Source organism: Paenibacillus sp. FSL H8-0548, from assembly GCF_038630985.1.
In the GTDB taxonomy this organism is placed as follows: Bacteria; Bacillota; Bacilli; order Paenibacillales; family Paenibacillaceae; genus Pristimantibacillus.
The window spans coordinates 6,786,909-6,801,809 of record NZ_CP152049.1 but is presented as its reverse complement, the minus strand read 5'-3'; the positions used below and the strand labels follow the sequence as shown (position 1 = coordinate 6,801,809).

Annotated in this window: 8 protein-coding genes; all 8 read left to right on the top strand. The window is 46.0% G+C overall.

The annotated features are described in order from the left end of the window. Positions 1-161 precede the first annotated feature (161 nt). A complete protein-coding gene (locus MHI37_RS28705) occupies positions 162-1,277 on the top strand; it encodes a trypsin-like peptidase domain-containing protein (protein ID WP_076336280.1) in 1,116 nt (371 codons plus the stop codon). Between the two features lie 66 nt (positions 1,278-1,343). Then, positions 1,344-3,254 (top strand): stalk domain-containing protein, encoded by a 1,911-nt coding sequence (locus MHI37_RS28700; protein WP_076336279.1) that lies wholly within the window; start codon positions 1,344-1,346, stop codon positions 3,252-3,254. 246 nt (positions 3,255-3,500) lie between these two features. Then, positions 3,501-6,035 (top strand): U32 family peptidase, encoded by a 2,535-nt coding sequence (locus tag MHI37_RS28695; RefSeq protein WP_144023642.1) that lies wholly within the window; start codon positions 3,501-3,503, stop codon positions 6,033-6,035. Positions 6,036-6,175: 140 nt separating this feature from the next. Further along, the gene (locus MHI37_RS28690) at positions 6,176-6,751 is read left to right on the top strand and encodes a sigma-70 family RNA polymerase sigma factor (protein WP_076336277.1); all 576 of its coding nucleotides are present in this window, start codon (positions 6,176-6,178) and stop codon (positions 6,749-6,751) included. Next, positions 6,735-7,076, top strand: a complete 342-nt coding sequence (locus tag MHI37_RS28685) for a hypothetical protein (protein WP_076336276.1) — start codon at positions 6,735-6,737, stop codon at positions 7,074-7,076. Before MHI37_RS28690 ends, MHI37_RS28685 begins: the two co-directional genes overlap by 17 nt. Further along, the gene (locus MHI37_RS28680) at positions 7,073-8,530 is read left to right on the top strand and encodes a hypothetical protein (RefSeq protein WP_076336275.1); all 1,458 of its coding nucleotides are present in this window, start codon (positions 7,073-7,075) and stop codon (positions 8,528-8,530) included. Before MHI37_RS28685 ends, MHI37_RS28680 begins: the two co-directional genes overlap by 4 nt. A 91-nt stretch (positions 8,531-8,621) precedes the next feature. Beyond that, positions 8,622-9,317 carry a heptaprenylglyceryl phosphate synthase gene (locus tag MHI37_RS28675; RefSeq protein ID WP_076336274.1) on the top strand — a complete coding sequence of 232 codons (696 nt, stop codon included), beginning with the start codon at positions 8,622-8,624 and terminating at the stop codon, positions 9,315-9,317. A gap of 352 nt (positions 9,318-9,669) precedes the next feature. Beyond that, on the top strand, positions 9,670-14,892 hold the full coding sequence (locus MHI37_RS28670; RefSeq protein WP_076336273.1) for a hypothetical protein: 5,223 nt from the start codon (positions 9,670-9,672) through the stop codon (positions 14,890-14,892). The last annotated feature ends 9 nt before the right edge of the window (positions 14,893-14,901 follow it).

Sequence of the window (14,901 nt, the reverse complement as noted above, 5' to 3'; positions counted from 1 at the left end):
CTTAAGGATAGAATAGATTATTCTAGTAAACTAGTGAATTCTCATTGTTAAATTTGGGAAAATATGCTACGTTATGAGTTGATTTGTAAGATGGAAAAATGTGAATTAATTGTAAGATTCATATTTGTGTCTGTATGGAGATGGATAGGGAGAGTGAATTTATGAAAAGGAGTATCCTTCGTATTTGCAGCATTATTGTTATTGGTGCAATCCTTGCTTCTGGAACCGTATGGGCTGCTGGAACAGTTGGGACAGCTACGCATGCGATGAATGCGACTAAGGTTAATGGCGAGGTTTACGTCAAAGCAAGCTCACTTACAAGTGCGCTTGGAGGCTCTGGTACTTTTGACTCAAAGACGAATACATACAGTTACATACCGGCTGATATTCCCTCGGTCATTAAGAAGGTATCTCCATCGGTTGTCGCGATTATAGGGAAGCCAAAGAATATCGGTTCAGCAGATCCGAGATACGCTTTAGCTCATGGAACAGGAGTTATTATTAGGGCAGATGGCTGGATTGTAACGAATGCGCATGTCGTGGAGGATATGAGTAATTTAGTTGTTGTAACGGCAGATGGGAAGCAATATGATGCAGAACGAACGCATCATGATGAGGCGAGCGATTTGGCATTAGTCAAAATCAAAGCAACAAAACTCCCCATAGCGAAGCTGGCGCCGTCTCCTCTTTCGGTCCAGGTAGGTGAAACGGTTGTGGCAATCGGCACGCCGGTTTCCTTCTCTCTACGAAATACTGCGACAAGCGGTATAGTGAGCGGTATGAATCGCAGTATTTCCTCAGCATACAACCTTCTCCAGACAGACGCAGCTATTAATCCGGGCAATAGCGGAGGTCCGCTCGTAAATATGAAGGGCGAGGTTATCGGTATAAATTCATTGAAATTCGTAGAAGTGGGAGTCGATAATCTCGGTTTTTCCATTCCAGCCGACACCGTGCAGTATGTGACAAACCATTTTTTTAAATATGGACATGTCAAGCGTGCTGGGCTTGGACTAGTGCTCGAGGAAAGCTGGTCAGCAATTATCGGAATTCCTACCTCGGATCCGCTAACTGTGAAATCAGTACAATCGGCAGCAGCTCAGAAGATAGGTATTAAAAATGGTGATTTGCTCTATAAGGTGGCTGGCAAGCAGGTTTCTACGATTGTAGAGCTAAATGAACTGCTGAAGAGCTATCTACCAGGACAACAGGTTGAGGTTATGCTGCAGATTGATGGTGACCTCGTAACACGAAAGCTGACACTGGTTGAAGGTTGATTATTAACTTGGAAGAAATTAATAAGAGAACTAAGCTATTATCCTACTTATAAGGGGTCAAAATAAATGAAGAAGCTATTAACGATGCTGCTGCCCGTACTGCTCGTATTATCGATGCTGCCAATGGCGGTGTTCGCTGCTGATGAAGACAATAAGGTGGAGGTTAGACTTAAGGCGGGCAGTACAGCTGTCAAAATTAATGGAAAAGCAACGACTGTGGAAGCGCCATTTGTAACAAGCGGCACTACGATGGTACCTTTGAAGGTTATTACAAATGCGTTTGGCGCTGGTCTTAAATTGGAAAATGGAAATGTCATTACGTTAACGTACAATGACCGGAATATCGTCTTAACTTTTGGCAATAAAACCGTAAAGGTGAACGGAGTTGCAAAAAACGTAGCGGTAGCCCCTGTAGTTGTCAAAGGCTCAACGATGGTTCCGCTTCGTGTAATTGTTGAAGCTTTTGGTGCAAGTATCACCAACGATAACAAGACAAAAGAAACGGTGATTGTCGGCGTTCGAGCTAAATCATCAACTTCTGGAGGTACGTCCATTGATTCAGATTACGGCAAAACCAAAATCGGAGACAGCTACTATGGCTGGACATTAAACTACCCAGCAGGCCTTGTACAGGTAGATCAAAGTGATAATGGCGATTTTGTGAAATGGGCGGATACGGCAGATGCTTCGAAGGTAGCCGCGCAAGTGAATGTTATAACGGAGCGTGTCGGAGATGATGTGCTGACCATCGAGGAACAACGGGATATTTTGTCTAATTATTATTTTGAAGATGAGATTACGCTCGACAAGCGGACCATAACAGTTGGCGGACTGCAATTTGAGAAGGTTGTAACGTATACGAAACAAACAAAAATGTATTATGAATATCGGGGTATTCAAAAAGCAGGAACTTATTTTATCGTTATTGTGGGCGTCAAAGGTGCAGATAAATCTGTGCTGAGCGGCTATGATACGTTGTTGAACAGCTTCACACCTGCTTTTAATTCATCTGATAAAACGATAAAAAATATTACTAAGGTAGTTAACGGAACCATTACATTTAAGGACGCTGACTATGGTCTGTCTGTTAAGCTTCCAGCGGATTGGAGCAGTGATCCTGAGAGTGCGACTCCGTGGTTTACGAATGCAACAGATGCTTTGGAATTTGATTTCTCATCAGCGGCTCCAGGAGATACGCTTGAGAATTGGGCTGCTCGTCGAGAAGCGCGAGTTCGTGAAGACATTATTAGCTCCAACGTTCGCAATTTCGTATCTGAGCCTGTCAGCTTGCTTGATGGCAAGGCATTAATGTTGAGCTACGAAATTTCTTATGGTGAAAATTACTGGGTGACATTAAATGAAATTCACTTTATTTCAGGAGAATATAAGTATTCGATCTCATACCTCCACCCGTCCTTTAACAACGTAAAAAGCAAACAAACACTTAAGCAAGTTATAGCGTCGCTTGATATTGACATTGTTTTTATTGAGAAAAACTTTGGCCTTGTCGAGGATGATTTTGATTTGTTGGATCGCAGTAAAAAAACAGTGAAACGCAGCACAACCTATGGTTACTCTATAGAGATACCTGCCTATTGGACAGGGCTGCAGAAAAATTTTAATGAAGATGGAGTATTTTATGCATCTAGTGCTGGTAATTTCGTAGTTTACGAATCTGAAGGATCGGCTGCTTCAATCTCAACAGAGTTTGCCCAAATTCACACAAAGCCGGAAGGTATCGCACAAGGCATATCTGTTAAGGAAAATACTTTGGTGACCATTAATGGGAAATCAGCTCGTAAAATAGTAATACATGCAGCTAAACCGAAGGAAAGTCTTCCTTTTACACAAACGCTCTACATGTTTGACAAGACGGAGGGCTGCATCGTATTTAGTTTCTCCGTTTCTGATATTCACGCTACGGAGAGCAACTTGAAAGTTATTAACGATGTGGCGCAATCGATTCGTTTCAATTAATAGAAAGCTGTAATCGCAAGATCGGTTCCCTTGAGTGGGAGCTGGTCTTTTTTTAAAATATAGGAAAGTATATTATTTCGCCATACTATCTCTATATTTCTGGAAATGAAACGCGCTGGCGCTGCCAAAGGACGGCAACAGCCGTTTCATCTTGCTTTATGCCAGTATTGTTTAGTGGTATAGATGTCTGTGGTTTGTTAAGATAGGAGGAGCAGGTTTCAAGTATGAGAGGAATGGATTGTTATTATGACAGATACACTAATTAGATCGGACATAGAGCTGCTGGCTCCGGCTGGCGACTGGGATTGTATGAGGGCGGCTGTTGCCAACGGCGCGGATGCGATATTTTTTGGAGTGGAAAAATTTAACGCGCGTGCTCGCGCGAATAACTTCCGGAGCGAGGAGCTTCCGGAGATTATGGCTTTTCTTCATACGTATGGGGTTAAAGGTTTCCTGACGTTTAATATTCTCGTGTTTGAGGATGAGCTTAAGGATGCGCAAAATTTGATTGAAATGTGTATCGATGCGGGCGTAGATGCCGTTATCGTGCAGGATTTAGGCCTTGTAAAGATGATCCGCGAGCTATCGCCGGATTTTCCTATTCACGGCTCGACACAAATGACGATTACATCTCCAGAAGCGGTAGAGTTCACCAAGCCCTTTGCACTGGAGCGCGTAGTGCTCGGACGCGAAAACAATTTGAAGCAAATTCGGACGATCGGCGAGCAAGCTAAGCTGCCGATGGAGGTATTCGTGCACGGTGCGCTGTGCGTATCGTATTCGGGTCAATGTCTCACGTCTGAAGTGTGGGGCGGACGCTCCGCGAACCGCGGCGAATGCGCGCAGGCTTGCCGGCTGCCGTATGATTTGATGGTGGACGGCGAGGTGCAGCCGATGGGCGACATCGCGTATTTGCTGTCGCCGAAGGATTTGGCGGCGATCGATATTGTACCGGAGCTCATCCAAGCGGGCGTTACATCGTTTAAAATTGAAGGACGGCTCAAAACTCCGGAATATGTCGCGAATGTCGTGAGCAAGTATCGGCGCGCGATCGATAAATATTTTGATGGCGACCTGTCGAAGCCGTCAGTGGAGGATGTGCGTGAGCTGCAGCAAAGCTTCTCGCGCGGCTTCACGCATGGTTTTCTGTCGGGAACGAACAATAAGATGCTCGTAGAGGGTACGTTTCCGAAGAGCCGAGGTGTCTACCTCGGCCGTGTAGAGCGCGTTATGCGCGATGCGGTTACGCTGAAGATCGATGCGCCGTTAAAACGCGGCGATGGGATTGTGTTTGATGCAGGCGACCCGACGAAGAAGGAAGAGGGCGGACGTGTATACGATATCCGTCGTCAAGGCGTGAAGATCGAAGGCGAGGCGCAGGAAGGCACGCTGATCGAGCTCGTTTCCGGACGCAACGATGTTGATTTACGTAGAGTACATGTAGGCGACCGCGTATGGAAGACAAACGATCCAGCGCTGGATAAACGCCTAAGAGCTTCCTTTGAAACGGAAAAGCCATATCGTGTATTCCCGCTGCATGTTAGAGTAACAGGCGCGCTTGGGCAACCGATGCGCACGTGGTGGACGGATGTCCAGAAGGGGACAACCGTTGAGCTTGTTACGGAGCTAGAGCTGGAGCAAGCACAGAAGCGTCCGATGGATGCGGCGCTGCTTGAGGATCAGCTGGGCAGACTAGGCGGTACCGTGTATCAGCTGGAGAAGCTGGAGGTTGAGCTGCAGGGCGATTTGATCGTACCAATACGCGAGCTTAACCGTTTGCGGCGCGAAGCTGTAGAGCTGCTGGCCGTGGAGCGTCCGAAGCCGCCTGTCTTTGTTAAAAACAAAGTTCAATCCCGTGAAAATATTTATCAAGCCGATGCGGCGAAAAAGGATATTTTGGCACCACAAAGCGGCAAGGATGCGAAGCTGATCGCTTTATGCCGCAGCCTTGCACAAGTAGAGGCCGCGGTGAAAACCGATGTGTCGTACGTGTATGCTGATTTTGAATTTATTAAGCAGTTCCCAGCTGCGATAGCTGCTGCTCGTGAAGCGGGCAAGCCGATTGCGCTGGCAACACCGCGTATTCATATGCCTGGCGAGAACGGCTACCATGCGAATATTTTGAAGCTGCAGCCTGATGCAGTGCTCGTTCGGAACACGGGAGCGCTATATTATTACTTGCGTGCTCGTACTGCTAATCCGGATAAGCCATTCCCTAAGTTGATTGGTGACTTCTCATTGAATGTAGCCAATCACAAAGCGGTGAATCTATTCACCGAGGCTGGTCTTGATCTGATTACGCCGTCGTATGATCTCAATATTCAACAAATGGTCGACTTGCTGGAAAACTCGGACACCTCCATGCTGGAAATGGTTATTCATCAGCATTTGCCGATGTTCCATACGGAGCATTGTGTCTATTGTACCTTCATGAGTGAAGGAACTGACTTTACGAACTGCGGTCGTCCATGTGAGGAGAAGCGTGCTTCCTTGCAGGATCGGATCGGCATGGCGCATCCAGTTCGCGTTGACGAGGGCTGCCGCAACACGGTGTATAACGCCATCGAGCAATCGGGGGCGGAATATATTCGCAACTTTGTTGGTTATGGCGTATCCAACTTCCGCGTAGAGTTTCTTGAAGAGACGCCTGAGAAGGTGCTTGAGGTGTTGTCATTATACCGCGATGCGCTTGATGGTAAAATCAGCGGTACACAGGTATGGCGCAGCTTGAAGGCAATCAATCAGCTCGGCGTTACGCGTGGACAGCTGGTTAATAAGTAAACTCCGAACCGAATATTCGCGTTAAGCCGTCTTCCTTGCGATAGGGAAGGCGGTTTTTGTTTTATTCATTAAAATAGTTTAAACTGCAACCTTTTGCGCCGCTGCACGCATCTTTATTTATAGAGAGAGCAGGTGAATGAATGAGCGCGGAGCAACAAGCGATAGAGCGATTGAAATGCGGTGACGGTTCCGCACTAAAATGGTTGATGGAGCAGTATGGCGACGATATTTTGCGGACAGCCGTGCTGCTGCTTAAGGATTATCACATGGCTGAGGACGTGAGCCAGGAAGTGTTTATAACCGCCTTTCAAAAAATAAAGCAATACCGCGGGGAAGGCAGCTTGCGAGGATGGCTGCTGAAGGTGACAATCAATCTCTGCCGCAGCAAGATGCGGCTCGTTTCTTGGAAGCGGTTGTTGTTTCGAGAAGCAACGATAGAAGAAAACAGAGTTCATAGTCATCTATATAACTCGGCGCCAAATGCTGAAATCGAACAATGGCTGCTTTCCTTATCGCTGCGTGAATCGATTGAGGCTATGCCTTTTAAATACCGTGAGGTTATTGTTCTCTACTATTATCAAGAGCTGACCATTAAAGAAATTGCACAGGTGCTGACTGAGCCCGAGAGTACAATTAAGAGCAAGCTGCTGCGAGGCCGCAGACTGCTTCGACATCAATTAGAGGAAGGGGGCTGGCAGGATGAAACAAGAGCATAAAAAGCAAAAATTGCGTAAACAATTGGACAATGAGCTGGCAGCTGTACATTTTAACGAAGAGCTGCAAAGGACCGTTTTACAAAGAGCTTGTCCTCCTTCATTTTGGAATCGAGAGCTGCGTATACCCGGAATTGCAGCTGCAATTATGTTGTGTGTGCTTATTGCGATACCCGTTATCGGTTGGCAGCAAATAGCGTCGTCAACTTCTTCGGCGCAAACCATTGATGAGAAGAGTCAGTTTGAAAGTGGCGATAAATTAGTCGTTCTAGCAGGTGGCGTATATTATGAATCGGAGCTCCTTGAAGGGTGGTCGCGAGCGAAATGATACGATTCAAAGTGAAAACGATGGCGATGCTGCTCGCGGTTCTTATACTCGGAGCTGGGATCAGTTATTTCTTATTGCCGTACTACCTTTTTCATTCGGAGAAATACGAAGTGCTGTGGAAGTGGTTTCCGAGCAGCAAGCAATCGGAGTCTGCGCTTTTTTTGGCTGCGGAAGCTGCTGAGCAGTTCACTTCATCCTCTGACGACGAGCATATCTTCATTTTTCCAACAAGCAGCTCCTCCAGCGGCACAAATGCAACAGTGGAGGGACGTCAGCTTGCGATCAATGCATTTGAACAGCTAATAAAGCAATATCCAGCTTCTCGTTATATTAAAGGGGTCAAGCTCAAATTAGGCAAGCTTTATCTATGGAGCAAGGAGTGGGATAAAGCGGATAAGCTCTTCGCGGAGCTTGCCGCAAGCGGCAATGAGGATAGTGAGGTTCTGGCCTATCAAGCGATGCTGAACACAAGAAAGGAAATACCAGATAAAGAGGCTGCGTTAACTGGAAAAGTGATGATTGGCGAAAAACCTGCATCGGGTGTATTTGTCGTGCTGCATCGCAGCGATGACAATGGATGGAGCTCCCCTCCTTATCTTCATTATCCGATAGCGATTACTGACGAGCAGGGCGAATATCGCTTTTATGATGTGACTGCAAATGAATATGAAATTGGAGTCGGTGTGACGCCGGCCGAGGTGAGCGGTTATTATTTAACGCAAGCTGCACGGGAGCGCGTGAGTATTGCAGCAGGAAAAACAGAAACGTATAATATTCAATTTGTTCCTAAGGTTTCGGTGGTGTCGCCTGTCAATAAAGAGCAAATAACAGGAGATAGGCTGCGATTTGTTTGGAATGCGTATCCGGGTACTGATTATTATTTACTTTCGATTACGTCATTTTACCGCGATGAAAAGGGGAAAAGCGTTGGAACGAGTACGGTACAGCTCTCCGATGAGAAGCTTAAAGATACAACAGCCGAGTATAGTTTAGAGGAGCTGAGAGGCTCATCGAGAGGTTTTGGTAAAAGCTATAATGCGGATGGCAGAGTTGCCCTCTCGAACACGGGAGTGCTTGGCGCTATATTCCCAGGGGGAGATTTTATTTGGTCTGTTGATGCTTATAATGCTGATGGGCGCAAAATATCGAGCTCTAGCGGCTATTATACAGGCCTGATCCAGACGACGCCCTTTTTCACCATGTCAGAGGAAGGGATGCTTGCTGGAGATAGGTATGTCATTGAGGGTGACTATGAGAAAGCGATTGCGTCTTATAAGTCCGAAGGGAATAACGATTATGCACTGCGTGCATTGGCGAGATTGATTTATTATGGAATAACAAAGGATGATGGCGATCCAGGAGAAGCCTTGACCTATTTAGAGCGGGTAAGTGCTCCTAATGAAGGGGACAAGGACCTTTTGAAGCAAATGAAAGAGGAACTTGAACCGAAGTAACCATTTGACACGGAAATCTTGCTGACATAGCATAGAAGGAAAGCAATTATGCGACATTCGATTTTTTGGAAAAAGCGAGGCGTGAACATTGATGAATGAGGTTTGGTTTTCTGGCTGGAGGCATGTGTTTAAGCTTGATCCCGAGCGTGAAATATCCGATGAAGCGCTCGATCAAATCTGTACCTCAGGCACGGATGCGATTATTGTCGGGGGCTCCAGCGGCGTTACTTTTGAGAATACGGTCGATCTGATGGCGCGAATTCGAAGATATTCGGTGGATTGTGCGCTTGAGGTGTCGACATTGGAGGGAGCGGTTCCTGGCTTCGACGGTTATTTTGTGCCGCTGGTCCTTAATACGAGTCAAGCGGAATGGATTACCGGAAGACAAACAGAAGGGCTGCTTGAATATGGATCTTTTGTGCCTTGGGAAGAGACCGCCGCTCAGGGCTATATTATATTGAATGCCGAGGCTACAGCGGCCAAGGTTACAGGAGCACAAACGGAGCTAACGGAAGCAGAGCTTATTGCGCATGTACGAATGGCAGATCGGCTAATGCGTCTGCCCGTCATTTATTTGGAATATAGCGGACGGTTCGGCGATATGCAGCTCGTGAAGCGGGCTAGAGCAACGGCTGTACAGGCAAGACTCTTTTATGGCGGGGGTATAGATACTGCGGAAAAGGCGCGCCAAGCGGCGGAGTCGGCTCATACGGTTGTCGTTGGAAATGTGATTTACAATGATTTGGTGGCTGCGCTCTCTACTGTAGCTGCTGTACACAATAGTTGATGGTTTTCAGCTATGTATTAATAAGCATCTGTTCATACCTTTGGTTGCTCATGTTGATGAGTACAAGAGAGGTATGGCAGATGCTTTTTTTTGTTGCCGAGAGACGTGACTGGGAACAAGGATACAATCTCTATTTATTTTCAAAAATTTAAGGGTCCAAAGTCCTGCTTTTGCACAGAATTTGCACAGAGCAATTTGATACACTTTCGTGGAATGTCGATAGATGACGGAATAGAGCATTTATTGCTGATTTATAGCGATCTATATATAGGCTCATTTCGTTGATAATGGAAGTGAGGCAGAACGGTTGATTAGACAACTGATCAGGATTACAGAGAGGAGTCATAAGTTTATGCACGTAAATCGAAAGGCTTTCAGAAGCATGGCGACGATGATCATTATTGCTATGCTTGGGACGATGCTGCAGGGCTTGAGTGCAGAAAAAGTTGAGGCGGCGGCACCCGCGGATTTAGAAGTTATTTTTGGCGCAGGAACACACATAGGTAATTTAACCTATGAAGCGGACAATTCGTTTGTGAATATTTATGCGAATACGCCGGGATTTACACAAACGAAAACCGATGCGGATTCAGAGATTGATTGGGGCAGCGGCGATATATATACTGGCAAAGGAGATAATGAAACAACGGTTGAATTTGAAATTGATATCGCAAAGAATCCCGCTCTAAAAGCACTTGCAGCAAGCGGCCAAGCAGAGGTGGTCGTGGGCTGGAATAGCCTAAAATATTATACAGGCGGTTTTATATTTTATTGGACGCGTGTTTCATCAGCAACCTTTACGCTCGGTGACGAAGTTATTTTAACTGGGAGTTCACATGGGGGAGAACTCGGGCCCAGATCTGCCTCGAGGATTATCGAAGATGATTCCAAGCTTCATATAAGTGTTTACGGTGAAGGAAAAGATGGCGGTGACCTTACTGGAGCCAGAGGATTGTATATCAAATTCCAAGATAAAACGCGCCCGGAAATGACGAGCTATATTTTCACAGGTAACGGTGCGGAGCGCCATAACGATAATATTAACCAGCGAGAACTGTATGTTAAGCAGGATGAAAAATTAACGCTCGACTATCAGTTTACTGAACCGGTTAAGCCTACTGCATTAAACTCGGCGTATTATGAGCATTTCTTGCGTCATCCACTGTTTGCTAATCCAAACGGAACGGGGCTGCCAGCAGCAGGGCAGACGCAATATTTAGAAAATAAAACATACACAGCTAATAACCTAAATACTTATCAAGACCATATTAAATATGAATATACAGGCGTTAAATATCATAACAGCGGGAATTTGCCGCTAGAGCCGCTGATTACCGGTACTTCAGCAAGCGGTGTACCACTTAACCAGACGATGGAAGAGAAAATTAGAGGGGCTGTACTGGCAGATACTGCGGGGAACGTCGCCATTACTGATTTCCCGAATGTAGCCAGTAACGCCAGCAATGAATATTTGCGCGGAAAAGTTGTAAATCCCTTTGATTACAACAATGGCGGCTATCGCGTCATCGTTGACGGAGTCGCACCTAAATATACGAAGACCGGAAACGGAATTCAACCGGAAATCGTGACAGGCGTTACGCTGAACAAAAACGATACGGTTGACTTCACGATGCAAATGACCGAAGAAGCGGTCGTGAAGAGAGACTGGGATGTAGATAAGACCTTTATTCTTTTTAATACGGGGATGAAGGCGTATTACGTCTCGGGAAGCAATTCAAAAAAATGGACTTTCCGTGCCCATATTACGGAAGAGCTCCTCATGGAGACGCCGTTATTGAAAGCAATAGCCGTCTCGAATGATGTTAAAGGAGATGACTCCGATATCAATGTCATTCAGGATTATGCGGGCAATCTTTTAATCCAGCCTGCTAACTATGATGGTATCCATATTGATGGCGATGAATCACTAGTCAATTCAAAGATTGATTGGGCACGACTTGCGATTGATAATAAACCGCCGATTATCGACTACCACTACGAAGTAGGTGGAGCCACTAATCAGACGTACCAGAAAAACGGGAAAATTACGATTGATGCAAACGATCCATCTGTGTTGATACCGGAGCTTGATCCGGTCGTAGAAGAACGCGGTCTAGAAAGACCGAGCCGCGGGATTTATCGTCCATCGAACAATACAGGTGCAGGTTCGCCATCTGTTGGACTAGTCTATTACGTTTGGACTCAATCGCCAAATGATCCTTTCGCGGCGGAGGCTGCGGATCAATACGCTGCGATCAAGCGTTACTCTTTATCAGCGAAGCAGCCGAGTGAAGAGTTATATCCAGGGAAGTATACGGACCTGTCCCTTCAGGTCGTTAATAACAAAACCAACATGATCGCTCCTCCTCCTGAAGCACTAACTTCGGAAAACAGCGGTGATTGGTATTTGCATACCTGGACAGCTGATATGACATGGGACACTGCCAGAGAGCTGATGCAGTATGAGAAGAAAAAGAAATATGTGCTGGATAATGCGAGCGAGTATGAGGCATGGAAGCAGGAGCTTACTAGCGGATCGGATGCTGACAGAACTTTTTATGCAGATAACAAAGCATTAGCGGCTGTAGGCGACTACGGAAATGTTGCTTCATGGAAGTTAGGCGATTTCAATAACGACGATTCCAACTGGACCTATAATTCGACACTCATCAAGCTGGATAACCGCAAGCCGACCGTTTTGGTCAATGAAGTTAACGGAGACAACACCTTTAATGTTCAGCTTAGCGCCACGATATCTGATGCTCATAGTGGGGTAAAGAAAACCTCCTATCAATGGGTGTTGGAAGGCAAGCAGCCAAAAGAGATTAATTGGAAAACCGCTGCACTTACAGGCGACAAGCTTAGTGTTTCCAGTTTAAATGAAGTGGAAGAGGACGGCGTCTACCACTTGTACATTAAGGTCCTTGACCAAGCAGGGAATGAGCTCGTTGCCTCTACCGAAACGCCGGTAACGATTAATTCGAAAGAGAAGGTGCTCTCCGAATTTTCTCCTCCTGCAGATACGAATTATGTGAAAAGCCATGATGTCATATTCAATATTAGCGGCGTTACGCCAGATGCCGTTGGGTATGTTATAAGTGCTAATGCAACACGCCCAGTTAATAATGCTGACTTCACGGCATTGAATGTATCTGGAGGTGGAAGCATAACCGCTGGTTTCGACTATCTTGTACCAGTCAACGCGGATGTGAACGGACACCGTTATATCCATATGATGGCGAAAGCGGGAGACCGTTATTACTACTTCTCGAAAGCATATTATTTTGACAATCAGGCTCCAACGATCGGATTTAGCAAAAACGGAGTCACCTATCCACTGGAGTCACACAAGGTAACGGTATCGGTAGGTGAGCCTTACAGTGTATATGGGCTAGTGAAGCAATATCAATGGGTCAAGCAAGGCAAGGCGGCTCCTGATGCAGATTCGCCAGACTGGCAGGAGCTACCGGAAGACGGGGCTATTGTACTGGACAGCAAGGAGTTAGAGGATGGCGAAATTGCGGATTACCGATTGTATGTGTATGCGATTGACGGTGCCGGCAACAGCACGATCAAGAGCACGGCAGGAACATTCAAGGTTTCCAAAAACGGAGGCGCGGAAATTCCGCCCGCACCGTCCCATTCCGATTTAATCTATTTATACGGTGATGATACAGATGGTTATACGGCGATTTTGAAGCTAACTCTAGACACAGAAGACAAGAAAGGCTATGAATATTCAATTTCTGCAGACAACGGATCCAGCTGGAACAAATGGCGGACGTTTACGAGCTTTGTTTCCGTGAAGGCAGATTCCGATAATGCTTCTGCGCTGCCGATTCAAGTGAAATACAGAACCCCAGGTGGAGCGATTAGCGATCCGCAGAAGATCAATATTGAGACGCTATCTACGATTGAGCCCGTTTATGCGCTTACTACGCTTAGTACGACGAGACCGATCAGCCCGTTGACAGGCGTGGATGTTGAAGTTTCAGTGCCGCTTGGCATTAAGGTCATTCCAACAGACGTTAACCCTTCTATACCAGAGCGAACAGGCAATACATTTAAGGTTAAAGAGAATGGTTTCTATACCTTCGAGCTGACGGATATCAATGATGGACAGCGCAAGGATACCTTATATGTCGTGATTAATAATGTAGACGGAACACCGCCGGAAGGTAGTATCGAATATTTGATTACCGCACAAACGAACAGCAATGTAACGGTAAGGCTGGATACCTCTGAGCCTGTACAAGTAACAAATAATGAAGGAAGAGGCGCTTATACCTTTACGGCTAATGGTTCCTTCACCTTTGAGTTTAAGGATGAAGCGGGCAATACGGGTACAGCAACAGCGATTGTCCAAAATATTGACAAAGAGAGCCCTAAAGTGCGGCTAGTTCGGTCTTATGCCTATGGGAAAGACGGAGAAAAGACATTCGGTACGGTTCAAGATGCGAATGGCAATGTCCTATTCTCTTCCGGCGTAACGCTGGTGGTACAGGCAGAGGCAGGGGAAACAAAAGAATTCAAAATCGTTAAAGGAAAAGAAACAGTCACGCTGCAAAGCAATGGCATTCAAACGTTTGTCGTTTCCGATCTGTTTGGCAATACGAAGGTATTGACAGAGGATATTGACAATATCATTGCAGCTCCGCCTCAAGTGGAGAGCATTACGTATACGTATGTTGATCAAGACGGACAAGCCTTGCCGCAAAACAAAATTGTCACTATCGACGGCAAGTCTTATGCGAATGGAAACATGCTGGTAACGTTAAGCGGTCATACTACTGCTCCGAATAAAGTATTTTCGGGCGTTGTGCCGATCGCGCAAAATGGCAGTTACACCAATCAAATCAGCGGTGACGAAGGCAATTTTACTTATTCCAGAACGTACACGGCCAATGGTTCTACGACGATCGCTGTGTCAGATCTGCTTGGCAACGTGAATAAAGTAACAGTGACTGTTGATGGAATAGATAATAAAGCGCCTGAGCTTGTATTGAAACGAGCTTCAGCAGCTGTGGTGCAAAATAAAAAAGATTTCAATTTCGCAGTTGATTTGGGCGGTTTTACCGTTTCAGACAACGTATCGAAGCCTGAAAACATTAAGGTATCAATCAGTAAGCTGGACCTAACCAAAACGGGGCGTCAGCAAATTACTTACACGGCTGTGGATCAAGTAGGCAATACGGTTTCTGTCGTGCAGGACGTGTATGTGGTCAAAGATGGCGGAATACTGATCTTTGCGAATGATATGCTGATTTCTTCATCTGCAGGGGAGACTGCTTTGTTTGATCGCAGCACGCTGACCTTCAGCATTTCCGGTTACAATCTCATGAACGTTGGCGGCAAAGATCAGGTTAATGAGCTGGGTACCTATGATTTGCTCTATCAGCCGGGTCTCTATCGTGAAGGCCAAATGAAATATATTGCAAGTAAGATTACGTATAAAGAACTAATTAGCGGTCAATTTAAAGTGACCTTCCCTGGAGCAGGCTGGTACACCATTATTGTTAGAAACCAGGAGCGCGAGCGGGAATATGCTACATTCTTCATTTCGAAGGCGCAGTAATTGATCTGC

What these genes read in the sequence shown, in the direction of transcription:
- MHI37_RS28705 (WP_076336280.1), top strand. Translation starts at nt 162, where the DNA reads ATGAAAAGGAGTATCCTTCGTATTTGCAGCATTATTGTTATTGGTGCA.
- MHI37_RS28700 (WP_076336279.1), top strand. Translation starts at nt 1,344, where the DNA reads ATGAAGAAGCTATTAACGATGCTGCTGCCCGTACTGCTCGTATTATCG.
- MHI37_RS28695 (WP_144023642.1), top strand. Translation starts at nt 3,501, where the DNA reads ATGACAGATACACTAATTAGATCGGACATAGAGCTGCTGGCTCCGGCT.
- MHI37_RS28690 (WP_076336277.1), top strand. Translation starts at nt 6,176, where the DNA reads ATGAGCGCGGAGCAACAAGCGATAGAGCGATTGAAATGCGGTGACGGT.
- MHI37_RS28685 (WP_076336276.1), top strand. Translation starts at nt 6,735, where the DNA reads ATGAAACAAGAGCATAAAAAGCAAAAATTGCGTAAACAATTGGACAAT.
- MHI37_RS28680 (WP_076336275.1), top strand. Translation starts at nt 7,073, where the DNA reads ATGATACGATTCAAAGTGAAAACGATGGCGATGCTGCTCGCGGTTCTT.
- MHI37_RS28675 (WP_076336274.1), top strand. Translation starts at nt 8,622, where the DNA reads ATGAATGAGGTTTGGTTTTCTGGCTGGAGGCATGTGTTTAAGCTTGAT.
- MHI37_RS28670 (WP_076336273.1), top strand. Translation starts at nt 9,670, where the DNA reads ATGCACGTAAATCGAAAGGCTTTCAGAAGCATGGCGACGATGATCATT.